This window comes from Shimazuella sp. NTD247, from assembly GCF_059510415.1.
Genome location: NZ_JCAJZU010000002.1, coordinates 257,673 through 283,425, shown reverse-complemented (window position 1 = coordinate 283,425; position 25,753 = coordinate 257,673). Strand labels below are relative to the sequence as shown.

At 37.5% G+C, this 25,753-nt stretch carries 32 protein-coding genes; 24 read left to right on the top strand and 8 right to left on the bottom strand.

Features of this window, described 5'->3' with window-relative positions; translation table 11 throughout:
• Positions 1-41: 41 nt before the first annotated feature.
• Complete coding sequence (locus AC5WOC_RS05835) at positions 42-1,532, bottom strand: aminotransferase class I/II-fold pyridoxal phosphate-dependent enzyme (RefSeq protein ID WP_496054462.1); 1,491 nt, start codon at positions 1,530-1,532, stop codon at positions 42-44.
• A 99-nt stretch (positions 1,533-1,631) separates the two neighbouring features.
• Complete coding sequence (locus AC5WOC_RS05830) at positions 1,632-2,258, bottom strand: YktB family protein (protein ID WP_496054461.1); 627 nt, start codon at positions 2,256-2,258, stop codon at positions 1,632-1,634.
• Positions 2,259-2,475: 217 nt separating this feature from the next.
• Between AC5WOC_RS05830 and AC5WOC_RS05825 the strand changes: the two genes are divergently transcribed.
• From AC5WOC_RS05825 to AC5WOC_RS05810, 4 genes are all read left to right on the top strand, one after another.
• Positions 2,476-2,667: a YkzI domain-containing protein gene (locus tag AC5WOC_RS05825; protein WP_496054460.1), complete on the top strand. Its 192-nt coding sequence runs from the start codon at positions 2,476-2,478 to the stop codon at positions 2,665-2,667.
• Between the two features lie 113 nt (positions 2,668-2,780).
• On the top strand, positions 2,781-3,512 hold the full coding sequence (locus tag AC5WOC_RS05820) for a glycerophosphodiester phosphodiesterase (protein ID WP_496054459.1): 732 nt from the start codon (positions 2,781-2,783) through the stop codon (positions 3,510-3,512).
• A 60-nt stretch (positions 3,513-3,572) separates the two neighbouring features.
• Positions 3,573-3,839, top strand: a complete 267-nt coding sequence (locus tag AC5WOC_RS05815) for a YlaH-like family protein (RefSeq protein ID WP_496054458.1) — start codon at positions 3,573-3,575, stop codon at positions 3,837-3,839.
• Positions 3,840-3,861: 22 nt separating this feature from the next.
• Positions 3,862-4,140: a hypothetical protein gene (locus AC5WOC_RS05810; protein ID WP_496054457.1), complete on the top strand. Its 279-nt coding sequence runs from the start codon at positions 3,862-3,864 to the stop codon at positions 4,138-4,140.
• Between the two features lie 109 nt (positions 4,141-4,249).
• Here the strand turns inward: AC5WOC_RS05810 and AC5WOC_RS05805 are convergent, their stop codons facing one another.
• The gene (locus AC5WOC_RS05805) at positions 4,250-4,843 is read right to left on the bottom strand and encodes a hypothetical protein (RefSeq protein WP_496054456.1); all 594 of its coding nucleotides are present in this window, start codon (positions 4,841-4,843) and stop codon (positions 4,250-4,252) included.
• Between the two features lie 117 nt (positions 4,844-4,960).
• Entirely contained in the window at positions 4,961-5,119 is a 159-nt protein-coding gene (locus AC5WOC_RS05800) for a DUF2197 domain-containing protein (protein ID WP_496054455.1), read from the bottom strand.
• Between the two features lie 218 nt (positions 5,120-5,337).
• On the opposite strand from AC5WOC_RS05800, the gene AC5WOC_RS05795 reads away from it, so the two are divergent.
• Together AC5WOC_RS05795 and AC5WOC_RS05790 are read left to right on the top strand one after the other, a co-directional pair.
• Positions 5,338-5,646: a magnetosome magnetite crystal formation protein family gene (locus AC5WOC_RS05795; protein ID WP_496054454.1), complete on the top strand. Its 309-nt coding sequence runs from the start codon at positions 5,338-5,340 to the stop codon at positions 5,644-5,646.
• Between the two features lie 178 nt (positions 5,647-5,824).
• A complete protein-coding gene (locus tag AC5WOC_RS05790; protein WP_496054453.1) occupies positions 5,825-6,406 on the top strand; it encodes a hypothetical protein in 582 nt (193 codons plus the stop codon).
• Positions 6,407-6,417: 11 nt separating this feature from the next.
• Here AC5WOC_RS05790 and AC5WOC_RS05785 read toward each other — a convergent pair whose 3' ends face one another.
• Positions 6,418-7,182 carry a M15 family metallopeptidase gene (locus tag AC5WOC_RS05785; RefSeq protein ID WP_496054452.1) on the bottom strand — a complete coding sequence of 255 codons (765 nt, stop codon included), beginning with the start codon at positions 7,180-7,182 and terminating at the stop codon, positions 6,418-6,420.
• 182 nt (positions 7,183-7,364) lie between these two features.
• Positions 7,365-7,892, bottom strand: coding sequence for a YhcN/YlaJ family sporulation lipoprotein (locus AC5WOC_RS05780; RefSeq protein ID WP_496054451.1), 528 nt, complete (start codon positions 7,890-7,892; stop codon positions 7,365-7,367).
• 57 nt (positions 7,893-7,949) lie between these two features.
• On the opposite strand from AC5WOC_RS05780, the gene AC5WOC_RS05775 reads away from it, so the two are divergent.
• From AC5WOC_RS05775 to AC5WOC_RS05750, 6 genes are read left to right on the top strand one after another with little or no spacing between them, the layout of a single operon-like run.
• Positions 7,950-8,576 (top strand): MBL fold metallo-hydrolase, encoded by a 627-nt coding sequence (locus AC5WOC_RS05775; RefSeq protein WP_496054450.1) that lies wholly within the window; start codon positions 7,950-7,952, stop codon positions 8,574-8,576.
• Positions 8,577-8,588: 12 nt separating this feature from the next.
• Positions 8,589-9,149 (top strand): TlpA family protein disulfide reductase, encoded by a 561-nt coding sequence (locus tag AC5WOC_RS05770; RefSeq protein WP_496054449.1) that lies wholly within the window; start codon positions 8,589-8,591, stop codon positions 9,147-9,149.
• A 15-nt stretch (positions 9,150-9,164) separates the two neighbouring features.
• Positions 9,165-9,884 (top strand): cytochrome c biogenesis CcdA family protein, encoded by a 720-nt coding sequence (locus tag AC5WOC_RS05765; protein WP_496054448.1) that lies wholly within the window; start codon positions 9,165-9,167, stop codon positions 9,882-9,884.
• 20 nt (positions 9,885-9,904) lie between these two features.
• The gene (gene resA, locus AC5WOC_RS05760; protein WP_496054447.1) at positions 9,905-10,429 is read left to right on the top strand and encodes a thiol-disulfide oxidoreductase ResA; all 525 of its coding nucleotides are present in this window, start codon (positions 9,905-9,907) and stop codon (positions 10,427-10,429) included.
• 21 nt (positions 10,430-10,450) lie between these two features.
• Positions 10,451-10,774: a rhodanese-like domain-containing protein gene (locus tag AC5WOC_RS05755; protein ID WP_496054446.1), complete on the top strand. Its 324-nt coding sequence runs from the start codon at positions 10,451-10,453 to the stop codon at positions 10,772-10,774.
• A complete protein-coding gene (locus tag AC5WOC_RS05750) occupies positions 10,744-11,778 on the top strand; it encodes a class I SAM-dependent methyltransferase (RefSeq protein ID WP_496054445.1) in 1,035 nt (344 codons plus the stop codon). Before AC5WOC_RS05755 ends, AC5WOC_RS05750 begins: the two co-directional genes overlap by 31 nt.
• Positions 11,779-12,129: 351 nt before the next feature.
• Here the strand turns inward: AC5WOC_RS05750 and AC5WOC_RS05745 are convergent, their stop codons facing one another.
• Positions 12,130-12,345, bottom strand: a complete 216-nt coding sequence (locus AC5WOC_RS05745) for a DUF2626 family protein (RefSeq protein ID WP_496054951.1) — start codon at positions 12,343-12,345, stop codon at positions 12,130-12,132.
• A 342-nt stretch (positions 12,346-12,687) separates the two neighbouring features.
• Between AC5WOC_RS05745 and AC5WOC_RS05740 the strand changes: the two genes are divergently transcribed.
• The 12 genes from AC5WOC_RS05740 (at position 12,688) to AC5WOC_RS05685 (ending at position 24,695) form a co-directional block, all read left to right on the top strand.
• Positions 12,688-13,278, top strand: coding sequence for an RsfA family transcriptional regulator (locus AC5WOC_RS05740; RefSeq protein ID WP_496054444.1), 591 nt, complete (start codon positions 12,688-12,690; stop codon positions 13,276-13,278).
• 166 nt (positions 13,279-13,444) lie between these two features.
• Positions 13,445-13,666, top strand: coding sequence for a biotin/lipoyl-containing protein (locus AC5WOC_RS05735; RefSeq protein ID WP_496054443.1), 222 nt, complete (start codon positions 13,445-13,447; stop codon positions 13,664-13,666).
• Positions 13,663-14,592: a hydroxymethylglutaryl-CoA lyase gene (locus AC5WOC_RS05730; RefSeq protein WP_496054442.1), complete on the top strand. Its 930-nt coding sequence runs from the start codon at positions 13,663-13,665 to the stop codon at positions 14,590-14,592. The genes AC5WOC_RS05735 and AC5WOC_RS05730 overlap by 4 nt, the downstream gene beginning before the upstream one ends.
• On the top strand, positions 14,561-15,337 hold the full coding sequence (locus AC5WOC_RS05725; RefSeq protein ID WP_496054441.1) for an enoyl-CoA hydratase-related protein: 777 nt from the start codon (positions 14,561-14,563) through the stop codon (positions 15,335-15,337). Before AC5WOC_RS05730 ends, AC5WOC_RS05725 begins: the two co-directional genes overlap by 32 nt.
• Positions 15,338-15,341: 4 nt before the next feature.
• Positions 15,342-16,844 (top strand): acyl-CoA carboxylase subunit beta, encoded by a 1,503-nt coding sequence (locus tag AC5WOC_RS05720; protein WP_496054440.1) that lies wholly within the window; start codon positions 15,342-15,344, stop codon positions 16,842-16,844.
• A 6-nt stretch (positions 16,845-16,850) separates the two neighbouring features.
• The gene (locus tag AC5WOC_RS05715) at positions 16,851-17,756 is read left to right on the top strand and encodes a ketopantoate reductase family protein (RefSeq protein ID WP_496054439.1); all 906 of its coding nucleotides are present in this window, start codon (positions 16,851-16,853) and stop codon (positions 17,754-17,756) included.
• A 55-nt stretch (positions 17,757-17,811) separates the two neighbouring features.
• Entirely contained in the window at positions 17,812-19,395 is a 1,584-nt protein-coding gene (bshC, locus tag AC5WOC_RS05710) for a bacillithiol biosynthesis cysteine-adding enzyme BshC (RefSeq protein ID WP_496054438.1), read from the top strand.
• Positions 19,396-19,417: 22 nt separating this feature from the next.
• Entirely contained in the window at positions 19,418-20,677 is a 1,260-nt protein-coding gene (locus AC5WOC_RS05705; protein WP_496054437.1) for an adenosylhomocysteinase, read from the top strand.
• A 264-nt stretch (positions 20,678-20,941) separates the two neighbouring features.
• Entirely contained in the window at positions 20,942-21,373 is a 432-nt protein-coding gene (gene mraZ, locus AC5WOC_RS05700; protein ID WP_496054436.1) for a division/cell wall cluster transcriptional repressor MraZ, read from the top strand.
• A 15-nt stretch (positions 21,374-21,388) separates the two neighbouring features.
• Positions 21,389-22,321 (top strand): 16S rRNA (cytosine(1402)-N(4))-methyltransferase RsmH, encoded by a 933-nt coding sequence (gene rsmH / locus AC5WOC_RS05695; RefSeq protein WP_496054435.1) that lies wholly within the window; start codon positions 21,389-21,391, stop codon positions 22,319-22,321.
• A 233-nt stretch (positions 22,322-22,554) separates the two neighbouring features.
• The gene (locus AC5WOC_RS05690) at positions 22,555-22,908 is read left to right on the top strand and encodes a hypothetical protein (RefSeq protein ID WP_496054434.1); all 354 of its coding nucleotides are present in this window, start codon (positions 22,555-22,557) and stop codon (positions 22,906-22,908) included.
• Positions 22,909-22,946: 38 nt separating this feature from the next.
• Positions 22,947-24,695 carry a peptidoglycan D,D-transpeptidase FtsI family protein gene (locus AC5WOC_RS05685; protein WP_496054433.1) on the top strand — a complete coding sequence of 583 codons (1,749 nt, stop codon included), beginning with the start codon at positions 22,947-22,949 and terminating at the stop codon, positions 24,693-24,695.
• A 306-nt stretch (positions 24,696-25,001) separates the two neighbouring features.
• Here AC5WOC_RS05685 and AC5WOC_RS05680 read toward each other — a convergent pair whose 3' ends face one another.
• The gene (locus AC5WOC_RS05680) at positions 25,002-25,652 is read right to left on the bottom strand and encodes a DUF975 family protein (RefSeq protein ID WP_496054432.1); all 651 of its coding nucleotides are present in this window, start codon (positions 25,650-25,652) and stop codon (positions 25,002-25,004) included.
• Between the last annotated feature and the right edge of the window lie 101 nt (positions 25,653-25,753).

Here is a 25,753-nt window from a genome sequence, read left to right as displayed (position 1 = left end):
AGTATAAAAAAAAGACTGAGTAATATCAGTCTTTTTTTGAATCAATCCCGATGAACCCTTCTTGTCCAGTGGGAACGAATGACACGAACCATCTCTACAGATGGATCTTCGGTTCCTTGGACGATTAAACCAGCTGCTTTGTTTTTTTGGATATAAGCAATATTCTCTTCCGTAATGCGTTCTCCTGGCAGTAGAATGGGGATTCCTGGTGGATACATAAAAATAAATTCGGCAATGATACGTCCTGCTGCTTGTTCAAATGGAATGGATTCGGATTCGCTATAAAATGCAGTCCGCGGATTAATGACAAGTTCTGGAACATCAGGAAGAATGATCGGTTCTTTCTCTGCAGGAGCTTGTACAGCAAAATGATCAGCTAAATCTTGTAAACCACGGATAAGTGCAGCGATGGTGTCAGGTGTATCTCCGAGGGTTACAAAGCAAAGCACATTATATAAGTCGCTCATCTCTGCTTCGATTTTATGGTATTCACGTAACCAATCGCTTGCTTCATGCCCGCTTATCCCTAAGTCTGCAACATGGATCATCAACTTCGTTTCATCCATATCATAACGGCCATCTGTGACCAGCCAATCTCGACCGACACAAGTGAGTCCTTTTATTTCATTAATCTGTTTTCGCGCAGCTCGAGCCAAATGCAATGTTTTTGTTATCGCTTGTTCTCCTTCAGTAGCAAGATACCTTCGCGCAGCATCGAGTGAGGCTAATAAAATATAAGAAGTAGAAGTAGTTGTTAACATGCTCATAATGGCTTGAACATGTCTTGGATCGACTAAATTGCCTTGAAGGTTCAGAACCGAACTTTGTGTCAGTGATCCTCCAAGTTTATGCACACTGGTAGCAGCTAGATCCGCACCAGCATCCATTGCAGAAACTGGTAAACCCGCATGAAAATGTGTGTGAACACCATGTGCTTCGTCTACAAGTACAGGAATATTTCTTGCATGGGTTATTCGTACAATTTCTTTTAGATTGCTGGCAAATCCGAAATAAGTAGGATTTATGACAAGTACTGCCTTTGCATCTGGATGCATTTCTAGTGCTTGTTCCACTTGTTTTGGTGTAATTCCATGTGCAATCCCGAGTTTTGGATCAAGTTCGGGATGAAGAAAAATGGGATTGCAGTCTGCAAAAACAATTGCTGACAATACGGATTTGTGTACTGTTCGCGGGACAATTATTTTATCCCCAGGTTTACATGTTGCAAGTATCATGGCCATAATGGCACTACTCGTTCCTTGTACGGAGAAAAATGTATAGTCTGCCCCAAAAGCTTCTGCGGCTAGTTTCTGTGCTTCATAAATAATGCCTTGTGGTTGATGTAGATCATCGAGTGGTTCAATGTTTATCAAATCAATTGACAAAGCATTTTCACCAATGAATTGTTGGAATTCGGTATCCATGCCTTGCCCTTTTTTATGCCCTGGTATGTGAAAGGGCAGGGGATTGGAACCTGCATATTCTTTCAGTTTGGTAAAAAGTGGGGTATAGTATTGGTCTGCTTGTTTCATTCGAATTGGCCCTGCTTTCTACTCGTATTCACAAAACAAACCTATTGTACAAGAAACTACCGAGAAGGTAAATGATAAATATAAGCTATGTGTGTATTTTTATTCGAAAGCTAAATGATAAAGCGGCAAAAGCTGTTCAAAAGTGGTTTCGATTCGACTTTGTAGTATTTTTCCACTCATTTTTACTGCTTCTTTTCTAGGAATTAACATACCACACAAAAACTCTGCTTTTTTTACAGTTGCAAGTCGATTTAACACAGATTCCCATTTATCTTGATCAAAGTCTGTTACAGCAGTTACATCTGGCGTTGTATGATCAACAGAAATATAAAAATCATTTGGGATTTTCGCTTGATATTCCCCTAATTGCTTTAAAAAATGATTTGCAAAAACTTGTTTTTGCTCGCATTCATAAATAAGTGCAAACCAAGCAAACAAATATGTATCTCTCAAACCGAGTTGAAAATGCGGGTGTGCTTTGTAACCTCGTTTATTGGTGGACCAAGCTACCCAAGTCTCTTCTGGGGCATGAACGGTTCTACGTGCATGTCTAGCGATATGTGTATAGACTGGCTCACCTAATTTTGTGGTGAGAAAAGCAGAGATATCCTCACCAATGGTGGAAAATTTGGGTTGAATGTCTCTTTGTAATGCTTCCATTCGAGAGTCTAAGCCATCGATTGCAAAAACATGAAAATCCTGATTGGTAAATTTGGGGAATGTCATTTCTTTCATCCTTTCTTGATAGATATATATCATCTTCTACTATCTTTCTTTATTTCTTCTAAACAAATACCGTTACCTCTTTAAAAATTTTCTCATATACTACAAAAACTCCGATTGGACTGGCTCGGAGTGTTTATTTCTAACAAGCTCGGGGCATCCTGTAATCAAGTGGATTAAATGCCACTTGTTAGTAAAATGTAAAGGGGTGCAGTGGTTCATGGAAGATGTCATTCGAGCTTTCAAGTGCCGAGATCCGGAAAAACGAATTCCAGTTTTACGAATGGAATTGGATTATGAGCTGTCCCTGTTGTACGAGGCAATGCTAGAAAATAGCTTGCACAAAATAGATCAATGCAAATCAAGGCTACAGGAAATAAGACGTGAAATGTTGATGTTGGAAGCATGGTAAAAATCAGTTAAAAAAACCGTTATGAGAAATCATAACGGTTTTTTACTTTATTAATCAAAAAAACATATAATGAAATGATGCTTCACTAATTGCATTTATAAGGAGTGAAGGGAATGAGTGCACAAATATTTGCACATCGCGGCTACTCAGGAAAAGCGATGGAAAATAGTATGACAGCATTTCAACTTGCAAAACAAGCAAAAGTGCATGGGATAGAGTTAGATGTACATTTGACTAAAGATGGAGAAGTTGTTGTCATTCATGATGAAACGCTAGATCGCACAACAAATGGACATGGTTGGATATATCAATATACATATGATGAGATATCGCAATTTTCATTAAAAACACTGGCAACAGAAACAGTACCTACCTTGCAAGAAGTATTGAAACTGTTTTTGGATACACCAATTCAAATAAATATTGAGTTAAAAAATCAATATGTACGCTATGATGGGTTGTTAAAAAAAGTAATTCAACTCATTGAATATTACCAGTTGGAGCAGAGGGTGATTATTTCATCTTTTTATCACCCTTGTTTGCTGTCATTAAAACAATTACGTCCACACTGGCAAATTGCACTATTGATTGACTGTGTTCTTTATAAACCATGGAAATATGCAAAAGAACTTGGACTCTCTCAACTTCATTTGCATCATTCCGCTATCGACGAAGAGGTGATGCATCAATGCAAAAAAAGGACTGTAATGGTGCGTACGTATACAGTAAATGAAGAAATCGAGATGAAACGGTTAATTTCTTGCGGAGTAGATGCAATTATTACCAACTATCCTTGCAAACTTCGAAGTGTGATTGAAAAAAGTAGGGACTGCATGATAGAGTAAAATAGATATAAATGTTGCGGAGTAAAGGATATTTGATGGGAGTTAGGAGTGTCAAGAAGAGTGTTTAATTGGATATCACAAGTGCCGCCGTGGTCCTTGTATTTCATTATTTTGCTGTTAAGCCTTATTATTTACAAAGTTGCATTTGCTCGTAAATTGCCGCCATTAAAATCATTGGTTGTATATTTTGTGTTAGCAATTGGATGTGTTTTGTTTTGGATCATGCAATTAGCCCGGTTTCCGATGATTCAAGCTCTTTTGATAACAGTTGTAATTATTATTGTTACACGCGTTCGCCTCTGGTATAGTAAAAAACAGGCAAATTAGGGTTGTATTAGGAGGTTTTTTTATGCAACAAAAAGATGCTTTGTTTAATTGGTTGCAAATAAAAATTGTTTGGGAAGCAAGACCAAGTGATGTCTCGGCAAAAGATACAGTAGAATTTTTTCAAAATATGTTAGCGGAAGATCACAATATCAAAGAGTTATCTATGGAAAAAGATGAAGGAAGTTATCAGATTTCGTATGTACAGGATGGGGAAACACAAAACGTGTCCTTTTCAGTAGAGATGGCAGAGAAATTGTTAAAAGATATTACTGAGGAACCAAAATACAATCAGTGTCTATAATTTAAGTAAGCAGGTATCTTTTAAGAAGACTACCTGCTTTTGTATATTGAGAAATCATTATTTTTCTGAGTTGGTCTGTCTTGAACGACAGACCAACTGCAAGGGAAAGCTACTCTGGATAAATCCTATTTCTATCAACCCAGACACCCTTGAGACGAACGTCTGAGTGGTAGGTCTCAGTCATATAATCGAGCTCGATCTTTCCAGAGAAAGTAGCCTCGGTCTTTCGATTTCTGACTGTACCCTCACAAAGGAAGTAATATCCATGTTCCTTAATTCTCGGGGAGCGAAGTTCATAATCTTCGACGACTACTGATCCATTTTCGATTTCCTGAATAAAAGGTACACCTCGGTCATCATAGGTGAGATCAATGTGATCTCCCTTTGCCGTCCATAGCCCGGAAACAGAAGCATTTCCACTAGCATGTATACCTGAACCAGCAAACCAAGAGTCAACGGTCATCGAGTCGGCAGACACCTCGAGTTTTTCTGGTTTGGTGATAGTGAAAACCGCCTGATTATTCCTATTTCCCTTGACGCTCTGCAACTCATAGGAATCAGAGCTATAACGCTTCAAAGAGATGGTTCCCTTGTAGATATCGGAATTTACATGAATCGTCCCTTCGACGATGATCTGGTCACCTTCCTCATGCAACTGGCCCTCATATCGATAATTTCCCAACATTCCCTTGCATGCAGCCATTTTCTTCTACCTATTGGGTGGTATTTGTGGCTATTTCATTGTATCGTATGGTTTTATTTACAACAATGATGAAAAAAGAAAAGAACTGTTAGTTCTTTTCTCTCCTCATTCAATACGTCATAAATCGTTTTCGATATCTTGTTTTTTTACCTTTGTTGTTATCCTATCATAACACGATTCACAAATTTGAATTTTATGGGGGTGTTTTATTATTTTCCGCGCTTGAAATTTTGTGGGTGTAAAAGGTTGATCACATAAAATACAGATTACTTTCATAGTTTTAGGTATTTCCTTTCTAAGCGACAAATCAATACAGTGATCAGTATACACCAGTTTTCGCTGGAAAAGAAAAAATGTGTCGCATTTTGTGATACCATAAAAATATACGACCTAAGGTGGAGAAGAAGATACAACTTTTTTCTCAAGCATAAACATACTAATATCGATACAATATCAGTAAGAACAAAGATACTTCCAAAAAGGAGCGATTAAAAGTGGACTCCAAGGGATTAAAGATTTTGGTTCATGCCAGTACATGGTTTGCGCCGATGTTACTCCCAATTATTGTTTTTTTAGTATCACGAGACCAATCGGTAAAGCGGATTTCGTTGCAAGCTTTCTTTTTCCACATTATTATGGTAGCTTTGATTTCCGTTTCTTGGTTTTTCTCTTTCATTCTAATCGGGATTCCATTCCTTATTATTTTCGGACTGATGGCGATTGTATGTCCGATCATGGGGATCATATATGCATTAGAAGGACGACAATACCAGTATCCAATTGTAAAATGGTTCATTCGTTAAATGAAGGAAGGATCACATCGAGCTTGTTCTTGATGTGGTCTTTTTTTATTGATGTTGGAAATCGTGAAAACAATAAATTTATCTGATATACTTCTAAATATAAATAATAGAGTTATAATTGGAAATATAACTGTAAGATTTAATAATACATCAGGAGAAAGCATATGGGGGATTAATTGTGATCGGACATCAACTGAAAAAGCTTTGTAAACAAAAATCCATTGCTTTTCGTTGTGTCTATCATGACCCAACTCGAAGCGCAGCAGAAACACAAGCAGTTCTGCCAGACGATTGTTTAGTTCAAAAAACGATTACAAGCAAATTGACAGGAAAAAGATCAGAAAAACTAATTTTATGGACAGGTGTTGGAGATTATCGGATTGATCGTTCGATGTACAAGCTTGTCGGAAACATGCTTGAAATAAAGCGAATCCAGCGACAAACATCTAATCCGAGAGATATTGAGGCGTTTCCGTTTTTTGGTATGCCGGAAGGTACCATTAGTCCATTTTTAGTACATCAATCACCAGCAGTGGACAAATTGGATGCAATTATCTTACTCCCATGGCCGCAAGATTGGGATCATAAATATGAAGTTGCTATCTCTCTGTCTTTAGAAGAGAGTTTAATTATTCCGCTTTTTCAGTTACAAGAACTTTTAAAAGCTTACCAGATACTTATCTACCCGCATTTAAAAATAATTTCATTACATGAATCACCTCTGTATTCAGAAGTGAACGTAAAAACAGCAACCAAATGATGGATGCTGTTTTAAGTGATACCATAATACTCTTCTAATGTAATTCCTTTTTGTTTAATTTCTTTGGCAATTGTACTTCCAACATAACGAATGTGCCAAGGTTCATATTTGTAACCTGTAATTTTCTCTTTTCCTTTTGGATATCGGACAATATAACCATATTCATGTGCATGAACTGCAATCCATTTTGCTTCTGGTTTACTTCCAAAGCAATCACTTGCAGCACATGTTCCATCTTTTCCAGTCATGTCTATGGAAAGTCCTGTTTCATGTTCGCTTGTTCCTGGCAAGGCGCTGTAAGTACGAGCTTTGTCATAACCATCCCGCTGTACATAGTAGTTAAACAACACTTTTTGTGTTTGATACGAACGATAACCAGATACACCCACTAAATAAATATTATCTTTTTTTGCAGCAGCAACCATTTTTTCCAGTTGTAAACCTGCTTCTTTTCGCAGCTGTCGCTTTTCTGTGGTGGCACGCTTTAAGTATGGTATTTTTGGAAAAATCAAATCTCGTGGATCGAAAGATTCAGGTAATTGATTGTGTTTATTCACTAGTACCGCAATATTATTCGGTTCTGCTATGACCTGTAATGCTCCAGATGAGTAGATAGAGGTTGGCTTTTTTGTATTGCTCGCTTGCTGATTGCTCTGTACCGCCGTTTGTGTTTTGGATGGAGTTGTTTTGGATGGCTCCTCATTTTTTGAACATGCACATAATAATAATGCTGGAACCAAAAGAACAATGATGCCTGTTTTTACATGCTTTCTCATGATTAAGCTCCTTGTAAATAATATGTCTTTCCTGATTGTGTAAAGGAGTATATGAAAGGACTCTTTTTTCTTTAACTATGTGTTCTAACATGCTTATGGTAAAGAAAAAACGATAAGAAATCAAATGAAAAAGAGGTGAAAGGACAAAAAAAGAAGCCATTTTAAGTAATGGCTTCTTTTTGTTATTTTACTTTTTCTTGTTTTGGTACTACTTTTGTTGGTTGTGGGGTGATCCGTTCTGCAATGCTGGCTAATTCTTGGAGGATACCCGAGATCGGTCTTCCTTCGCGAATATCTTTGCCAACATTTTTTATTCGCTGGACCATATCAGTGTCAGCAGTGACAAGAGCATTTGCACCAGCAGGATCTTTGTGAATCGCTTCTGCTACCGAATACTTTACAGTTCCCACTCTAGCACGGTCGAGATTATGATCAAGATCTAAGCCTACAAGAGAATATTTCCCAAGAGAAACAGCCGTAGCATCTTTGACATTAGGCATTTTTTTTGCAATTTGTTCTAGTCGGTTGGAAACAGCTGCAGAAGATTTGTTATACTGAGGGGCGGGAACAGTTTGTTTCACTCGCTGTGTATAAGAAATTTTTTGTGTTTTTGGTGACACTTCTTTTGGTGCTGAGTTTTTTGGTGCGCAACCAATGAAAATGCAAGCGATCAAACCCAGTATACTAGCAAGGCGTATATAAACAGTCACTATGGATAACTCCTTTCTGTCAGTTATCCTTTAGTTTGCAACAAAGGAGAGTTCTTCATGCAGATAGAAAAATATGTATTAGGTCCTATCGCTACCAATGCTTATCTTGTTTATGATGAGCCAGGTACACAAGCTATTGTCATCGATCCTGGTATGAATCCAGAAGTATTAGTAAATCGAATTTCCGTTCTATCCCTAAACGTGGAAGCAATCATTTTGACACACACCCACTTTGATCATATCGGTGGATTACTGGAATTAAGAAATTTGACAAATGCTCCGGTTATTGTTCATCAAAAAGAGCAAGCTTGGCTTTCCAATGCAAAATGGAATGGATCGGAAAATTTTGCAGGTGCAGATTCGATGGTATTCTCACCAGCTGAAACCGAAGTCCAAGGAGGAGAGATACTTTCTTTTCTGGGGAGAGATTTTCAGGTTCTACATACTCCAGGGCACTCACCAGGAAGTATTTCCCTTTACGATGGAGAAGTAGTATATGCTGGGGATGCATTGTTTAAAGGTGCAATCGGAAGAACCGATTTACGGGAGGGAGACTATGCCGCATTGATTCACTCCATTCAAACGCAGTTATTTTCGTTACCAGCAGATACGATTGTTCACCCTGGGCATGGTCCTTCTACCACGATTGGTCACGAACAGCAAACCAATCCGTTTTTTGTTTAAGGAGGATGTTTTGTGAAGGTACTTCGTACATTATTATTATTGGTTTTAATCATCGGAGTAGGGTATGCGATTTATGAAGCTACCTCGAAAGATAAACCTGTTGTAAACTATGCAAACTGCAAAGGGGATACAGGATTAGAAGTGAACAATTGTGCACCAAACTTTGTATTAAAAACATTGGATGGGAAACAAGTGGAATTGTATAAAACAGAAGGGAAGCCTACAATCATCAATTTTTGGGCTTCTTGGTGTGATCCTTGTAAACGTGAGATGCCTTATTTACAAGATGCTTATACGGATTACCAAGATAAAATTAATTTTCGTATGGTTAACGAAACGTCACAAGACACATTACCAAATATCAAAAAATTTATGAAGCAATACAAGTTTCAATTTCCTATTTTATTGGATCAAGAAAACGAAGATGGTCAAACCGTTGGTACCGATCATTATCAATTGATTGGAGTGCCTACTACGTTTGTCATCGATTCAACAGGCAAGATAACACATAAAGTCGTTGGGGAAATGAGTAAAGAAGAGCTGCAAGAAATTCTCGATAGTGTGTTATCTTAGAGAGGATATATTCACATGGAACAAGTTACGATTTGGCTCGCATTCGCTGCTGGAGTACTATCGTTTATTTCTCCCTGTTGTTTGCCGTTATATCCTTCCTATTTGTCTTATATAACGGGAGTATCGGTATCACAGTTGAAAGAAAAAGAGAAATCAGCAGGATTAACAAAACTTACGATGTTACATACATTTTTCTTTTTACTCGGATTTTCCTTGGTTTTTTACGCATTAGGTTTCACCTTTTCTTGGATTGGTCATTCATTTGTTGAATATAAGGACTTAATCCGAATGCTTGGTGCAGTATTGTTAATTTTTATGGGATTATTTTTAACTGGTATTATTGAGCCGAAAATCATGATGAGAGAAAAGAAATGGGACGTTTCCAAACAAGGATTGGGATACTTGAGCTCTTTGTTAGTTGGAATCAGTTTTTCAGCTGGTTGGACACCTTGTCTGGGGCCTATTCTTGCATCAGTTCTCGCTCTTATTACTATCAAAGCTCAGTTTAGTGTTGGTTTTTTGTATATCAGCATGTATGTATTAGGATTTGCAATTCCTTTTTTTGTGATGGCTTTTTTTATTGGCAGAACAAAATGGATCATTAAATACTCCAATCAAGTAATGAAAATTGGTGGAGGTTTGCTTATATTATTTGGAATTATCTTGTATACCAATCAAATGACAGCAATCATCGCATGGTTTACCAGTCTCACTGGTGGATTTACAGGATTTTAGATCTTGAAGGGGAAACGATTATGAACAAACAAACAAGATACTGGGTGAGAAGAATTTTGCTCCTCTGTTTGATTGGATTGGTTGGATTTGCAATTTATCAAGTTTCTACTGATACAGGAGGAGAACCGGTAGAAGGTGAGAAAGCACCAAACTTTACACTTACTACGCTGGATGGGAAACAAAAAAGTTTATCTGATCTTAAAGGAAAAGCAGTAATGATCAATTTTTGGGGAACATGGTGTCCCCCATGTAAAACAGAGATGCCTGCAATTCAGCAGGCATATATGCTAAACAAAAACAGAGGTTTTGAGGTAGTTTCCGTTAACATACGAGAAAATGAGCTTCCAGTCAGCAATTATGTGAAACAGTTGGGTTTGACTTTCCCAATATGGATGGATAAAGATAGGGAAGTAGTCAAACAATACAAGATCGGTCCTATTCCGAGTTCTTTTTTTATTGGTCGTGATGGTGTGATTGAAAAGAAAGTGGAAGGTCCCTTAGAATTAAGTCAATTGCAATTATATATTAATCAAATAACATCTTAAGGCATACAAAGGAGCGTTCTCATGACTTATCAACACATTGCAGCAGCAACTTTTGGTAAACAATTTGAAGAGGAAAAAGATAACTACGTATTTGTTGATGTACGTACAAAAGAAGAATATGATGATGCGCATGTGAAGGATTCGATTCATATTCCTTACGACGAAATGGAAGATCGTTATATTGAATTGGATTCCTATAAAAACAATAATATTTTATTGATTTGCCGCAGCGGTATGCGAAGCCAAGTCGCAGCTCAAGTTTTATCCGAAAAAGGTTTTACAAAGCTGTTTAACCTCGAAGGAGGTTTATTAGAGTGGACAGGTCGTCTATACAGCGACAAATAGATAACTTTTGGCAAAAACAAGCTCCAATGACGTTTGCGACGTTTATGGAGCTTGCTTTGTACCATCCACTATACGGTTATTATTCAAAGCCAATTCCCAAATTAGGGAAAACAGGTGATTTTTTTACGAATGTACATGTGAGTAATTTATTTGGTCGCGTGGTAGCTGATTATTTTTTGCAGAATTGGCAGCAAACTTCTCCCCTGCAACTAGTAGAGATTGGTGGAGGAGATGGACGATTGCTACAACAGATTATTTCACAGTTCCAACAGAAAGAGATATCAACCTCACAAGTTCATATTTATATGATAGAAGAAAGCAACTATCACCAGATGGTACAACAAAAAAGATTACAAAACAGTCCTTATACAATTACATGGGTGGAAAAAATAGAGAACATACCTAAGTCAGGTTTTACAATTGTGTACAGCCATGAACTGATTGATGCTTTAGCAGTGCATCGATTGGTGTGGAAAAAAGGAAAGTGGCGGGAAGTATATATTAACATGGAAAACAAACAATTCGTGGAAAAGTTGGATGTCCTATCTTCTATAGAATTAGAGGAATATACAGAAAAAATATCGGATGATATATTGGAAGGGCAGCAGATTGAAGTAAACTTAAAAGCAAAGAAATGGCTGAAAAACGTAGCTAATGCTTTGGAAAACGGAATGATTTGGACATTGGATTATGGCGGCAAGACAAGAGAGTTAAGAAATATCCGATATTTAGATGGTACCATGCGTTACTATCAAGCCCACCAGCACATTGATAATCCGTACATGCAGATAGGAAATGTAGATATGACAGCACATGTCAATTTTGATGATTTAATCAATTGGGGGGAATGCTTTGGATTGAGAAGTACTTTTTATGGTTCACAAACAAAATTTTTAATTGATGCAGGCATTTTAAACTATACTCATCCGATCTATCGCAATGCAATAAAACAATTATTAACGGGTATGGGTGAAATGTTTCAAGTACTTGTTCAGTGTAAGTAATTGGCGGTACAGTTGACCTGTGATTCAACTGTAACATTGAGTTGTTTTCCACGAGCTTCCTGCTTTTCTTCGTTTCCATGTTTACAGATGGGTCAAATCGTTATCCTGCCGGAGTGAGAAGTAAAATTATTTCGACATTAGATGTATTGAAAATATTTCGACGATTACCAATTTGGGATAAATTCCTTTTGACAGTTTGCTCGTATGTATTTTCTTGTATTACTCCTGTTTTTTCTAACTTGGAGCTACCTTCGTTCCCAATCTCATTATAATAAATTGCAAGGGAGAAAAGTCCTTGATTTGAGATGAATCTAACTCATAAAATAAAAAAAGACCTGAAAAGGTCTTTTTTTAAAAAGCAAATGTTGCATAAGCTACCATTCCGCAGAAAGCAAGAAACATATAGCCGCCAAATAAGTACATATAGGTTTTTTCTGTAAAATGTTGATAACCAAGAATTACAAACAAAATAGCTTGAACGAAAAATAATCCCGCTTGTTTGTACATATGTCCAGCAATAAACATTAGTGCGATAGCAAGAGCCCAAAATCCTAATACTCGAAACATGCGATCCACGAAACCACAGCCTTTCAGCAATTTCAATCATATATTTACATAATAAAAAAGAACCGAATAAAGAGCATTTGCTCAAGCAACCTATATTATACCTAGTTCAGATAATCCATTCAAGTGTAAGCATATTACCTGCCAATAGATTCTTATCAATTAGCATATCACTTTTGGCACATTTTTTTTCATTTTCCGCAGAAATATTTACGCTTCACTACGGCGGTGTGTATAGATCTACCAATTCAAGGATATAAAAAGGATAGAGATCATACTATCGTACGGCATATCTGCATATGATGAAATAGTGAGATATTATTACCTAGAATAGGAGGTCTATCAATGGCTGTAAAGCGCCAAGACGCATGGTCTTCCGAAGATGATATGATATTAGCAGAGGTGACATTGCGTCATATACGAGAGGGTGGAACCCAATTATCTGCGTTTGAAGAAGTAGCAGAAAGACTTGGAAGAACACCAGCAGCTTGCGGTTTCCGCTGGAATAGTTCTGTTCGCAAAAATTATGATGCAGCGATCCAAGTAGCCAAAACTGAACGGCAACGTAGAAGTCAAGAGCGAGTACGTTATACGACCCCACTTACTTTAAGCAGTGTCCGTGTAGATAATGTACCTAACTTAGAACAACAAGAAGATGAGTTTTCATTGGATCATGTCATTCGTTTTTTACGTCAGCATAAAAATGAGGTTGGCGAATTAAAGAAACAACAAAAACAACTAGAACAGGAATTATTTGAACGAGAAGACGAATTGCGTTGTTTAGAGAAAGAAAATAAAGCAATGAAAGAGCAGCTTTCTACTGTTGAGTCTGATTACCAATTAGTAAATGAAGATTATCGTACATTGGTGCAAATTATGGATCGAGCAAGAAAGCTTGCAGCTCGAACCGAAGAATTAGATAAAGAACATAAATAAAAAATAGGTTAAGGAAATTATCAATGTATCATCTCCTATTTGCTATTCCCTCATTCTGATATGAGGGAATTTTTATTGTTATGGAGTTTTGAAGAGGAGATATATTCGTAATGGATTTCGAATATTTTAATGGATAAGTGGTCTAACGATGAGAGGGGATACGTAGATGGCAAAAATAGAAGCGACCATTGTAGGAATTGTTTCAAAAATACTTGTTGCAATAGGAGACGAAGTCGAGTCCGGTCAAGAAGTGATTGTTTTGGAATCGATGAAAATGCTCATACCTGTCGAAGCGGTAATTGGCGGGAAAATAGCAGCAATTCATGTGAAAGAGATGGATTATGTAAATGAAGGAGATATTTTAGTCGAATTGGAAGATGTTCAATGACAATAAAAATTGTGGAAGTTGGAATGCGGGATGGTCTTCAAAATGAGAAACAAATCTATACGACTTCTGTAAAAATCGGACTGCTAAAGAAACTACTCGCTGCAAATCTCACCGATATCGAGGTAACCTCTCTTGTTCATCCTAAGTGGATTCCGCAGTTAGCTGATGCTGAAATACTACTTGATCAACTTCCAAATAAAAAGAATACAAACTATCGAGTGTTGGTACCAAATCGAAAAGGTTTAGATCGTTTGAAGGGGAACTGCGTATCGGAAATAGCAGTTTTTATTTCTGCTAGTCAAACACATAACAAGAAAAATGTAAATCGAACGATAGATGAAAGTGTAGAACAACTGAGAGAAATCATACCTGCTGCAAAAGAGAAATCACTATCTATAAGAGCATATATTTCTTGTGTATTTGGTTGCCCATATGAAGGGGATGTTTCCTTGCAGGCAGTACATCATCTTTGTGATACTTTGCTTCAACTGGGAGTATATGAAATTTCTTTAGGAGACACGATCGGATCTGCTGTTCCAGAACTAGTAAAACAAAGTTTAAAGTTCCTGCAATCCTCTTTTGAAGGGAAACTCGCTGTTCATTTTCATGATACAAAAGGTCTTGCTCTTGTAAATGCATATATCGCTTTGGAAAATGGGATTTATACGTTTGATAGTTCGATTGGCGGTCTGGGAGGGTGTCCATATGCTCCTGGTGCTTCTGGCAACATTGCAACAGAAGAACTTGTACATTTATTCCATGGAATGGGTTTGAATACAGGAATTAATGAAGAAAAACTATGTCAAGCGGCGGAATGGTTTGAAAAGATTTGTGAACGAAAATTGCCTTCCAAGGTATTGCGTCAATATATAGCAAAAAGGGAGGGGACCCAGGATGTCACTTGTAAAGAAAGAGACAAGAGATAGTATCACTATTCTGACTCTTATGCGCTCAGAAGTTCATCATGCCTTAAATCGACAATTATTGGAAGACTTATCTGTATGTTTAGAAGAAACAGCTAATGATAAAACTGTTCGAGTTTTAATCATCACAAGTTCAGGACAAAAAGCGTTTTGTGTAGGAGCAGATTTAAAAGAACGTCAAACGATGGAAGAAAAAGAAGTTAAAAAATATTTATCCTTTATTCGTAATACATTTTCACAAATCGAGGAATATCCCATCCCTGTTATTGCCGCAATTTCCGGTTTTACATTAGGTGGAGGTCTAGAGTTAGCATTGTCTTGTGATTTTCGAATCGCCGATAATCACTCCGTGTTTAGTCTGCCAGAAACCTCACTCGGAATTATCCCAGGAGCTGGTGGAACACAACGACTTACGCGAATAGCAGGTGCTTCTATTGCCAAAGAGCTAATTTTTACAGCTAAACGTTTCTCAGCAGAAGAAGCTTATCAATATGGGATACTTTATAAAATAACGGAAAAGGGACAGGCTTTAGAGGAATCCATCTTATTAGCAGAACAAATTGCTCAGCAGGCTCCTTTAGCAATAAAACAAGCGAAAAAAGCTATTCATCAAGGTTACCCATTGCCAATGAAACGTGCATTAGAAATAGAAGCAGTATCATATGAAACACTTATCCCTAGTAAAGATCGGTTGGAAGGTTTAGCAGCTTTTCAAGAAAAGAGAAAACCATATTATCGAGGGGAGTAAGTCAATGAATGAGTTTATGGAGAAAAAGACACATTTACAACAAGGGGGAAAGGCGAAATACCATCAAAAACAAATGGCAGAAGGGAAGTTATTTGCAAGGAAAAGATTGGAATTGATACTTGATCCAAATACTTTTGTCGAAGATGGATTGTTTGCTAATGCGTTAGCTGATGATTTTCCTGCTGATGGAGTGATCATTGGAACAGGAAAAATAAATGGTTCGGTTGTTTGTATTCTTGCGAATGATTCAACCGTAAAAGCTGGTTCTTGGGGGAAAAGAACGGTTGAGAAAATGATTCGCATACAAGAAACAGCGGAGAAATTACGTGCTCCTCTGTTTTATTTGGTCGATTCTGCTGGAGCGCGAATCACTGATCAATTGGAGATGTTCCCAGGTCGCCGAGGAGCTGGAAGAATATTTTATAATCAAGTGAAACTCTCTGGTTTAGTACCGCAAATATGTATTTTATTTGGCCCTTCAGCAGCTGGAGGTGCATATATACCTGCATTTTGTGATGCAGTGATTATGGTAGATAAAAATGCAAGTATGTATTTGGGTTCCCCACGGATGGCTGAGATGGTGATTGGACAAAAAGTATCACTCGAACAAATGGGTGGGGCAAGGATGCACTGTTCTGTAAGCGGTTGCGGAGATTTTTTAGCAAAAGATGAGATGGAAGCGATTGAAATAGCGAAGTCCTATTTTCGCTATTGGCAGCAACCGCGGGAAAAGCATTTCCAAGTAAAGAACGAAACAAAACCAATTGGAGAGATTATTCCTAAGGAACAAAACCTTCCATTTGATATGAAACAATTCATATTTGCTCTTGTGGATGAAAATTCTAGTCTGGAAGTGAAAGAACTTTTCGCTCCTGAAATAATTACGATGCTTACAAGAATAGAAGGCAGAGCAGTAGGGGTAATTGCAAATCAATCAAAGTACAAAGGTGGAGTTTTGTTTGGAGACTCTGCTGATAAGGCAGCACGATTTATTACATTATGCGATGCTTATCAAATACCATTATTGTTCCTTGCAGATGTTCCAGGATTTATGGTAGGAACACAAGTCGAACGAGCAGGAATTATAAGACATGGAGCAAAAATGATTGCTGCGATGTCAGAAGCTACTGTACCAAAAATATCAGTTATTGTCCGTAAAGCTTATGGGGCTGGCCTTTATGCAATGGCAGGACCTGCTTTTGAACCAGATTGTTGTATTGCATTGCCGACTGCACAAATCGCGGTAATGGGTCCAGAAGCTGCTGTAAATGCAGTGTATCATAACAAAATTCAACAACTTTCGATAGAGGAACGAGATGCTTTTATTCAAAACAAGAGGACAGCGTATCAAGAAGATATTCATATCTATCGGCTAGCTAGTGAATTGATAGTAGACGTAATGGTGGAACCAGAAGATTTGCGTGAAGAACTGGCAAAAAGGTATGATCTTTATGGCAACAAACAATTAGTCTTTAGTGAAAGAAAACATCCTATATATCCGGTGTGAGATCAGATGAAAATTGGTATAATTGGAGGAGGGTCACTTGGACTTTTATGGGCAGCCCGTCTTGTACAACATGCACAAGTGACTCTGCTGTGTCGAACAGACAGACAAGCAAAAAAAATTCAGCAGGAAGGCATTATCTTAACGACGTTAGACCAACAAAAAATAAAATACGCCGTAGCAGCAGAATGGATTCGTGGATTTGATCATTCTGCTGATTTTGATGTGCTGTTTCTGATGGTAAAACAGCCAAATTTAGACGAAGTTTTAGCAGATATATCTATGTGGGCAGCAAAGCATACGCATATCGTGGCATGGCAAAATGGTTTGGGACACTTAGAAAAGATAAGGGAATATTCATTTACACATAATTATGCAGTAGTGACAACAGAAGGTGCTCGAAAGTATTCTGATAATCATGTCCAACATACTGGAGAAGGATATGTATTAATCGGACAAGTATATCCGTTTGATAATGTTGATCCTAGATGGATGCAGTTTTTTACAAAAGTTGGGATGAAAGTTACAGATAATATCGAGTTTGATATTTGGAAAAAATTTTCGATCAACTGCGTAATTAATGCATTGACTGCTGTACTAGAAATACCAAATGGTGAATTAATGAAAGTGGGATTGGACTCAGTAATAAATCAAATTATTAATGAAATTGTTCAAGTTGCACAAGCAAAAGGATTTCAACTTCAACACGAGGATATCTATTATCAAGTAAATGACGTGTGTATCAAAACGAAAAAGAACTTTTCCTCTATGCTTCAAGACATATTAGCAAAGAAACAGACGGAGATCGCTTCACTCAATGAAATGGTTGTTTTGTACGCTGAAAATATTGGCATAGAAGCTTCAGCAAATACGTTTCTTACGCAATTGATAAAAGCAAAAAGTATGTCGTTTTGAGCATGTGGTATACTTATGATAAGTAAGTAGCACCTGGAAGAAGGGCTGGCGAAAATTGAAAATAGAAAAGTGTTACATTCAAAATGAAAAACTTCGGCAAAAAGAATCTTTTTATCCTTATGACCCAACCCAAGACAAGAGCTACTTTCGACGCTATCAACATCTGCAACAACAAAAATATAAACGACAGCAGTTAGTTGAAGTACTCCGGAAATATCATGAACCGGATATGGTCCATCCTGCTGTTGAAATAAATTTAAATCGTTTATTATCGCCTGATAGTGTTGTAGTAATTGGAGGACAACAGGCAGGAGTTTTGACAGGTCCTCTCTATACGATATATAAAATTATATCCATTATTCAATTGGCAAAAAGAGAAGAACAAAGACTGCAAAAACCTGTCATTCCAATTTTTTGGATTGCTGGTGAAGATCATGATCAACAAGAAGTAGATCATGTTTATATGCCAGAAGGCATTGGAATGATTAAATATACATTCCCGCTGCATCAAAGCAAATCTTCCGTTTCGGATATTATGTTAGACCCTGAGCTCGTTCACTCGTGGTTGAATGAACTGCATCAAGCGATTGCCGATAGAGAGCATAAAGCGGACTGGGTTTATCTGTGTGAGGAACTTACTTCTGAGAAAATAAGTTGGACGAGATTTTTCGCGAAAATTATTCATTACTTATTTGCGTCACATGGTTTATTATTGATAGATTCCCATGATCCATATATACGGGAGCTAGAAAAAGATTATTTCTATGAAATAATAGAAAAAAATGAAGCATTAGATGAAGCGGTGCAACAGGGGATTGCAAAATGGAGTGCACAGGGTTTGTCCTCGCCTCTGCAATTTGAAGAGAAGCAAGCACACTTGTTTATAGAAGAAAATGGTATGCGCATCGCGTTATACCGAGATAAGGAACGGTTTGTAAGTCGCAATCGTTTTTATCAATATACAAAAAATGAGTTATTTGATAAGTACAAACAACTTAGCAACAACGTTGTTACACGTCCTTTAATGCAAGAAATGGTTTTTCCTGTATTAGCCTTTGTCGGTGGGCCGTCTGAAGTAGATTATTGGGGCTGTTTAGCAGAAACTTTTCCATTGTTCGGATTAGAAATGCCGATTGTGGTACCAAGACAAAATATAACCATTGTGGAGCGTTCGATTGAAAAATACAGACAATCTTGGGGTATTTCTTGGGAAGAGTTGCTTTTGGGAAAAGGACAAGCTCTATTAGAGAGTTGGAAACAAGAAAACAAGCCGCCGGAAGTTGATTCTAGTTTTGATATATTCATTCGCCAATTAGAAGAAGTTTATCATCCGTTTTTAGAGGAACTTACTCAAACAGTTGGCGGAAATATCGATCAAATGGGTGCTAGTACAGCAAAAAAGCTTCATTATCATGTAAATTGGTTAAAGAAAAAAGCATATACATTAATAGATAGGAAACAAGAAGTCACTCTGCGTCAACAAAGAGCTGTAGTAAATTCGATTTATCCACTCGAAGGATTGCAAGAACGCAGTTACAACCTGGTATATTTTTGGAATACCTATGGACTTGAGTGGTTGGATATGTTATGTAAACAAGAGTTACCTGTAATAGGAACGCATCAATTGTTATACTTATAAAAAATGAAAGGTGGATAAATAGATGAACGCATTAGAAAAGAGCGTAATTCAGGATATAACATTAGCACCGAGTGGCAGGCAGAAAATCAATTGGGCAAAAGATCACATGCCCGTTTTGGGGAGAATTCGAGAGCGGGTTTTAGTGGAAAAACCACTAGCAGGAAAAAGAGTCGCGATCTCTTTGCATTTGGAAGCAAAAACTGCGTGCATGGCAGAATTGATACGTGATGCTGGTGCCGAAGTCGTTATCACAGGTAGTAATCCATTATCAACACAAGATGATATTTGCGCTGCTTTGGTTTCGGAAGGAGTAACGGTCTTTGCTCGTTATAATCCAACTCCTGAAGAATATAAATCACATTTTATTATGACATTGGAGACTAAGCCAGATTTAATCATTGATGACGGAGCAGACTTGGTAACCATTTTACATAGTGAGCGTCCTGATTTGTTGGAACAAGTGAAAGGCGGATGTGAAGAAACGACAACAGGGATAAAACGTCTATTATCTTTAGAAAAATCCGGCCAGTTGAAGTTTCCAATGATTGCTGTAAATGATGCTTTTTCCAAATCATTATTTGATAATCGTTATGGTACAGGGCAATCCGTTTGGGATGGAATTAACCGGACAACTAATTTAGTTGTAGCTGGAAAAACAGTTGTGGTTATCGGCTATGGCTGGTGTGGAAAAGGGGTTGCGATGCGTGCAAAAGGTTTAGGAGCACGTGTTATCGTTGTTGAAATAGATGCGATCAAAGCAACAGAAGCGCATATGGAAGGATTTACAGTACTTCCTATGATTGAAGCTGCAAAACAAGGAGATTTCTTTGTGACTGTTACTGGTAATCGTGGGGTAATCAGTCGTGATCATTATGAAGTGATGAAAGATGGAGCTATTTTGGCAAACGCTGGTCATTTCGATATCGAGATAGATAAAGTTGCATTGGAGCAGATAGCAGTTGATTCAGAAGTAGTGAGAAAAGACATTACACAGTATCACCTCGCAGATGGTCGTAAGATCAACCTACTGGCAGAAGGTCGTTTAGTAAATTTAGCTGCAGGAGATGGACACCCCGCGGAAATTATGGATATGACTTTTGCACTTCAGGTTTTGAGTCTGCTTTACCTCGATCAATCAAATGAAAACATCGGAGCACATGTAATTGATGTACCATATGAAATTGATGAGCAGGTTTCTCGTCATTTCTTGGAATCCCTTGGTATTCGTATAGATGAATTAACAGCTGAACAAAAAGAATACCTTGGAAGTTGGCAGTTATAAACTAATTTTCCAAAATGTGATAATTTTGTTCAAATCCTGTACACAAGTGCAGGATTTTTTGTGTGGATTGTGGTATACTTACCAATGTGGTGGAAAGTGGAGGGAAGTGGAGGACAGTGGTTTCATTCAGAAAATGAGATCACCGATTCGGTTTTCTCTGATAGGCAATAAGTACACTGCCATATCAACAAGACAGAGAGGAGGATTTGCAAAAAGCCCTGATAGAACTGGTCATTCTATAAAGGGTGGGGAGGGACACGCTGTATGTTTATGGGAGAGTTTCATCATAATGTAGATGAAAAAGGAAGAATGATAATTCCATCTAAGTTTCGAGAAGAACTGGGCTCCTCCTTTGTATTAACGCGTGGACTCGACCAATGTATTTTTGCATATCCTCAAGCAGAATGGACACAATTAGAGCAGAAATTAAAAGCACTTCCTTTCACTAAGGCAGATGCTCGTGCATTTACCCGATTTTTCTTCTCAGGAGCGTGTGAAGTAGAGTTGGATAAACAAGGAAGAATTGTATTGCCATCCAACCTGCGAACATTTGCCAATTTAACCAAAGAATGTGTCGTGCTTGGTGTATCCTCTCGAGTCGAGATTTGGGATCGTACTATTTGGGAAAGCTACTATACGAAATCAGAGGAATCATTTAATGAGATTGCAGAGAGTATTGTCGATTTTGATTTGTAAAAGGATGATCAACCCTTGTTTCAGCACATCACTGTTTTATTAGAAGAATCAGTAGACGCACTAGCGATTAAACCTGATGGAATATATGTTGACTGTACGTTAGGTGGTGCAGGACATAGTAGTTTGATAACAAAAAAACTGGGGCCGAGCGGGACCCTTATCGGATTAGATCAAGACAAAAAAGCATTAGAGGCAGCGAAAAGAAAATTAGAACATGCTACATGCAAAGTGATTTTACATAAGGCTAATTTTCAAGATCTAGAAATGGTTTTACGTTCTCTTGGATTCGATAAGGTAGATGGTTTCTTATTTGATTTAGGTGTTTCTTCTCCTCAATTGGATGAAGGAGAAAGAGGATTCAGTTATCACGAGGATGCTCCACTAGACATGCGGATGGATCGGGAACAATCATTAACAGCATTTGAAATTGTAAATCATTATCCAGAAGAAGAGATAAGCCGGATTTTATTTAAATACGGTGAGGAGAAATTTGCACGAAGAATTGCTCGCCATATAATCCAAAAACGAATCGGGAAACCAATTGAAAGTACTGTGGAACTAGCGGAGATAATTAAAGAAGCAATACCGGCAGCTACAAGAAGAAAAGGTCCGCATCCTGCACGTAGATCATTTCAAGCAATCCGAATCGCTGTAAATGATGAGCTGGGTGTATTCGAAAGAGCATTGGAACAAGTTGTACCGATGCTTTCCACGGGTGGAAGAGTGGCTGTCATATCATTCCATTCGCTAGAAGATCGAATTTGCAAACATTTTTTCCAGGAGCAATCGATTGGCTGTATTTGTCCAAAGCATTTCCCAGTTTGTGTCTGTAATCATAAACCTTCTTTGAAGGTTTTGACACGAAAACCAATCATTCCAAGTGATAAAGAAATTGAAAACAATGTCAGATCAAGATCAGCTAAACTTCGTGTAGCTGAGAAATTATGAAATATAAAAGGTCACAGAGGGTCGAAAATATAAATATCAAAATAGAATGCAGTTAAAGAAAAAGGTCAAAAAGAGAAAATAGAAAAGATGGTCAAAGGTCATGTTACACTTTATAAAGTCAGAAAAGAAAAGGGTCAGCTGGTTAAAAAAAGAAATAAGCAAGCGTGTTTGTATAAAAAACATCAATTTTGCGTTTATTATCAGACTTGAGGGAAGAGTAGAGGGGGATCATTGTGCGTAAAGAACAAGGGAATACCTCGTTGGCTTATCAGTTACCTGTATCTACACCTAAGACTCGCACTCAAATTAGACCAAGAAGAGTTATCAAAGGTCTGCCATCAAGTGAAAAATTACTCTATCTTGTAAGTACTATAATCTGCATTATGGCAGCTATTTTTTTGATGACTCGTTATGCTGAACTAACGCAACTAGATGTATCAATCCAGCAGACAGAGACAAAAATAAATCGGACAAAAGAAGTAAATTCTCAGTTGAACTCAGAAAAGACAAAACAGAGTAGTTTAGAGCAAATTCGTGAGTTTGCAGAACAAAATGGCTTACAGATCATTCCTTCTATTCATCCGTAGTGGACAAGCAATTTGGTCGATAGAATGGTGGCACTGATATGCAGCAGTCAGATAAGAAAAATAAGATTCGTTCCGTAATGATTGGATTTTCACTCACAGTGCTACTGAGCGCTGTTTTGATTCGCTTGTTTTGGATACAAACAGTCGATTCACAGACCCTGTTAGATAAAGCCGAAAAAATTTGGGAAAACTCAAATTCTATTTTGCATGCTACACGTGGTTCGATCTATGATCGTACGAAACAAGAAGTATACACATGGGAAGTACCTGGATATTATTTTGTTGCTGATCCAAGTCAAATTAAAGATGTTTCCAAAACAGCGAAGATTCTGTCTCCGCTCCTCGAAATACCAACTTATGTACTAGAAGAGAAGTTTCTGCAGAAGAAAAAAGCTGTTGAAATAAAGTATGAAGGAAAGGGTAAGTATTCTCCGTCTATATACCGAAAAATATTTTCATTAAAGAAAAAGGGGACAATCACTGGTATTTATGGATATCCCACATATATGAGACAATACAATAGTTCTGAATTAGCCCATGTTCTGGGTTTTTTAAATAGCAATGGTGAGCCGGTAGGTGGCGTGGAAAAAATATATGACAAATGGTTACGTGGTGTTGATGGAACTATTAAATATCACAAAGCAAAAAATGGAATGATGATATCTAATGGTCCAGAAACTTTTCGTCCACCTGAAAATGGAAAAGATCTGGTACTGACAGTTGATGCGAAGATACAACATGAGACAGAAGTTGCAATCAATAATGCAATGAAAAAATACAATGCAAAAGGTGCTACTGCTATTGTTGCTGACCCGAAAAACGGTGAGATTTTATCTATGGTCAGCAGACCTGCCTTTGATCCTAACAACATTGCAAAGACATTTGATCCGGCTAAAAATGGCCATAATATTGCAGTGGAAAGTCAGTATGAACCTGGTTCTACTTTTAAGATTGTAACACTTGCAGCTAGTATAAATGAAAAGCTTTTTCATGCAAACGATGTGTATCAGTCTGGTTCTATACAAGTCGGTGATCGGATATTTCATGACTCGAATCGTACCGGTTGGGGAACTATTTCTTATCAACGAGCAGTAGAACTCTCAAGTAATGTTGGTTTTATTAAACTAGGACAACAGCTCGGTGCAGAAAAATTATCCGATTACATTAATCGTTTTGGTTTTGGTCGTATCACGGATCAATTTGGAACTCGCACAGGAATCGATTTGCCTGCTGAGGGAAGAGGATACTATTATAATCGTGCGCTTTACCCTGCTGAATTGGCAGCTAGTTCATTTGGACAGGGGATTTCGGTTACTCCAATTCAGCAAATAGCAGCTGTTTCCGCAATTGCTAATGATGGGTACTGGGTAAAACCTCATGTGGTAAAGGAAGCACTTGATCCAAAAACGAAGAAAACCGTATACCAGTATCCTATCACGAAGCGCCAGATTATCACTCCCCAAACAGCGACAAAAGTAAGGCAAATTTTACGAGGTGTAGTTCAGAATGGGACTGCAAAATCAGCCAACATGAATGAATATGATGTAGCAGGAAAAACTGGTACCGCCCAAATACCAGATCCAAAGGGTGGGTATATTCCAAATGAATATATCGTTTCTTTTATTGGGTTTGCACCATCTGATCACCCTGATGTAGTTATTTATGTGGCTTTTGATAGACCCACAACAAATGTTTCAAGTATGTCTGGTGGGGCTGTTGCGGCTCCAGTAGCGAAAGAAATTTTAGGAAAAATATTACCCATCCGACATATTGAAGCGAAAAAATGACTCTTATAAATAGAGTCTTTTTTTGTTTTTTCTGCCATTTCGCAAGAAATACCGAATCCCGAATATTGGAATGGAGATAGCTGTTGCAAGCATGATACCAATGAACATGAACAATCATCCTTTCCATTTGCTATAATTGCATATGAACTATAAAGTTTACCCAGGGCAAAATCCTTTTTATACATATATGTTGGAACCGGAAAATTGTTATGGGGAAAAGGCTATTCTATGTAAAGAATTTTTATTGTGTCAAATTAGAATGACAAATGAAAAACCCATCAAAAATATTTTGATGGGTTTTTCCAACTATTGATTTGTACTTATCGTCACATAAAATTTTGCGTTTGTTGCATGTATAAAAGGAACAAGCCATATAAATCCGATTCCCAATGTCAAGATACCAAGAAGACTCCACCCGAAAAAACATAAACCGAGCATAAAAAAATGCCATTTGTGTCCATGCATGATACGTATACTCATTTGCATGGCTTGGCGAACGTTTAATTCTGGATGGTCAACTAGTATATATGGCGTCATTGCATAACAAAATGCTTTGTATATACCAGGTATAATCAAGAGCAAACTCCATAAAAAAACATAAATTCCTGGAACGATATACCCTCGAATTGCCCGGAAAATCTGTTTTCCGCTTTTTAGAAAGTAGAACAAACTGCTGATAGAAACAGAATTATTGCGTGCAATAGATAAAAAGATCAGATTTAGACCAAGGAAAAGAGTGCTTGTTAAAATAAGTGATACAATGGAGTCCAACAGCGTGTACCAAATAGGCTCTTTAAAAGGTATTTCATAAGTCAGTTGGCTGTAGCTGTTCAAGAGTTCACTGAGGAGTATCATGGCAGAAGATAATAAGGAGCATATGATAATGGATAGGATGGCCTTTCCCCAACGTCCTTTTAATGAATGGAAGGCAGATTTTTGTAACTGAAAGTATTGCAAAACTTTCACTCCTATTAAATTTTTTTAGTAAAGATGATAAAAGGTGTTATAAATAAAAAATTAGGAAAGTAATTTGGTAAGAAGTAGGTGATAGTTATTAA

What these genes read in the sequence shown, in the direction of transcription:
- AC5WOC_RS05835 (WP_496054462.1), bottom strand. Translation starts at nt 1,532, where the DNA reads ATGAAACAAGCAGACCAATACTATACCCCACTTTTTACCAAACTGAAA.
- AC5WOC_RS05830 (WP_496054461.1), bottom strand. Translation starts at nt 2,258, where the DNA reads ATGACATTCCCCAAATTTACCAATCAGGATTTTCATGTTTTTGCAATC.
- AC5WOC_RS05825 (WP_496054460.1), top strand. Translation starts at nt 2,476, where the DNA reads ATGGAAGATGTCATTCGAGCTTTCAAGTGCCGAGATCCGGAAAAACGA.
- AC5WOC_RS05820 (WP_496054459.1), top strand. Translation starts at nt 2,781, where the DNA reads ATGAGTGCACAAATATTTGCACATCGCGGCTACTCAGGAAAAGCGATG.
- AC5WOC_RS05810 (WP_496054457.1), top strand. Translation starts at nt 3,862, where the DNA reads ATGCAACAAAAAGATGCTTTGTTTAATTGGTTGCAAATAAAAATTGTT.
- AC5WOC_RS05805 (WP_496054456.1), bottom strand. Translation starts at nt 4,843, where the DNA reads ATGGCTGCATGCAAGGGAATGTTGGGAAATTATCGATATGAGGGCCAG.
- AC5WOC_RS05800 (WP_496054455.1), bottom strand. Translation starts at nt 5,119, where the DNA reads ATGAAAGTAATCTGTATTTTATGTGATCAACCTTTTACACCCACAAAA.
- AC5WOC_RS05785 (WP_496054452.1), bottom strand. Translation starts at nt 7,182, where the DNA reads ATGAGAAAGCATGTAAAAACAGGCATCATTGTTCTTTTGGTTCCAGCA.
- AC5WOC_RS05775 (WP_496054450.1), top strand. Translation starts at nt 7,950, where the DNA reads ATGCAGATAGAAAAATATGTATTAGGTCCTATCGCTACCAATGCTTAT.
- AC5WOC_RS05765 (WP_496054448.1), top strand. Translation starts at nt 9,165, where the DNA reads ATGGAACAAGTTACGATTTGGCTCGCATTCGCTGCTGGAGTACTATCG.
- resA (WP_496054447.1), top strand. Translation starts at nt 9,905, where the DNA reads ATGAACAAACAAACAAGATACTGGGTGAGAAGAATTTTGCTCCTCTGT.
- AC5WOC_RS05755 (WP_496054446.1), top strand. Translation starts at nt 10,451, where the DNA reads ATGACTTATCAACACATTGCAGCAGCAACTTTTGGTAAACAATTTGAA.
- AC5WOC_RS05745 (WP_496054951.1), bottom strand. Translation starts at nt 12,345, where the DNA reads ATGTTTCGAGTATTAGGATTTTGGGCTCTTGCTATCGCACTAATGTTT.
- AC5WOC_RS05740 (WP_496054444.1), top strand. Translation starts at nt 12,688, where the DNA reads ATGGCTGTAAAGCGCCAAGACGCATGGTCTTCCGAAGATGATATGATA.
- AC5WOC_RS05735 (WP_496054443.1), top strand. Translation starts at nt 13,445, where the DNA reads ATGGCAAAAATAGAAGCGACCATTGTAGGAATTGTTTCAAAAATACTT.
- AC5WOC_RS05730 (WP_496054442.1), top strand. Translation starts at nt 13,663, where the DNA reads ATGACAATAAAAATTGTGGAAGTTGGAATGCGGGATGGTCTTCAAAAT.
- AC5WOC_RS05725 (WP_496054441.1), top strand. Translation starts at nt 14,561, where the DNA reads ATGTCACTTGTAAAGAAAGAGACAAGAGATAGTATCACTATTCTGACT.
- AC5WOC_RS05720 (WP_496054440.1), top strand. Translation starts at nt 15,342, where the DNA reads ATGAATGAGTTTATGGAGAAAAAGACACATTTACAACAAGGGGGAAAG.
- AC5WOC_RS05715 (WP_496054439.1), top strand. Translation starts at nt 16,851, where the DNA reads ATGAAAATTGGTATAATTGGAGGAGGGTCACTTGGACTTTTATGGGCA.
- AC5WOC_RS05705 (WP_496054437.1), top strand. Translation starts at nt 19,418, where the DNA reads ATGAACGCATTAGAAAAGAGCGTAATTCAGGATATAACATTAGCACCG.
- mraZ (WP_496054436.1), top strand. Translation starts at nt 20,942, where the DNA reads ATGTTTATGGGAGAGTTTCATCATAATGTAGATGAAAAAGGAAGAATG.
- AC5WOC_RS05685 (WP_496054433.1), top strand. Translation starts at nt 22,947, where the DNA reads ATGCAGCAGTCAGATAAGAAAAATAAGATTCGTTCCGTAATGATTGGA.